The organism is Paracoccus sp. M683, assembly GCF_007096355.1.
In the GTDB taxonomy this organism is placed as follows: domain Bacteria; phylum Pseudomonadota; class Alphaproteobacteria; order Rhodobacterales; family Rhodobacteraceae; genus Paracoccus.
On the sequence record NZ_VKDF01000060.1, the window covers coordinates 1 to 599 of the forward strand.

Sequence of the window (599 nt, forward strand, 5' to 3'; positions counted from 1 at the left end):
GACCTGCTGGTTGATCGCGCAATTCATAGATCATCGTTTCGTCCTCACAGACGATGGCGCGCGGCGAGGTCGCGCGCGTCGTTGTGATGATCCAGCATGGCGCGAAAATATTCGTGGCGGTCGCCACGCCGATCCGGATCGAACCGGGCACGGGGATTGATCTTACTGGACGCCGCACGGATCACGGTCCGGTGGCTGGCGCCGACCGGGACATTCAGGCGGCAATAGGCGGAAAAGCTGTGCATGGCTGTTCTCCGTTATAGGGTGATGCCGGGTTTCAGATTGCCGTCCCGGTCGAGCCAGCCTTGTGCGTCGGCGCAGGGAATGCAGATGCAGGTGCCTGCTGGATCGCCGGGCAGGATGATCGGGGCGAGATAGGCCATCGGATTAACGCTGCCGCATTTGCGGCAGGTCAGGGTGGCGAGGGGAAGGGGGCCGCTCATGCGGCCACCTCCTGTTCTCTGAGGTCCGCTGGCGCGGTGCGCATCAGCCAGTCGGCGGCTTTCTGGGCCTCGGTTGCGGCCTTGAAAATGAACCGTTTGTCGTCCTTGAGGCACCGCAACCAGCTTTCGACATAGGCGGCTGTCTGCCCGAAATCC

2 protein-coding genes are annotated in these 599 nt (G+C 62.8%); both read right to left on the bottom strand.

Features of this window, described 5'->3' with window-relative positions; translation table 11 throughout:
• Positions 1 to 257: 257 nt before the first annotated feature.
• The gene (locus tag FNJ84_RS21780) at positions 258 to 443 is read right to left on the bottom strand and encodes a hypothetical protein (protein ID WP_143795280.1); all 186 of its coding nucleotides are present in this window, start codon (positions 441 to 443) and stop codon (positions 258 to 260) included.
• Positions 440 to 599 (bottom strand): zincin-like metallopeptidase domain-containing protein (locus FNJ84_RS21785; RefSeq protein WP_255471377.1); only part of this gene is annotated, 160 nt, incomplete at its 5' end. The genes FNJ84_RS21785 and FNJ84_RS21780, both read right to left, overlap by 4 nt.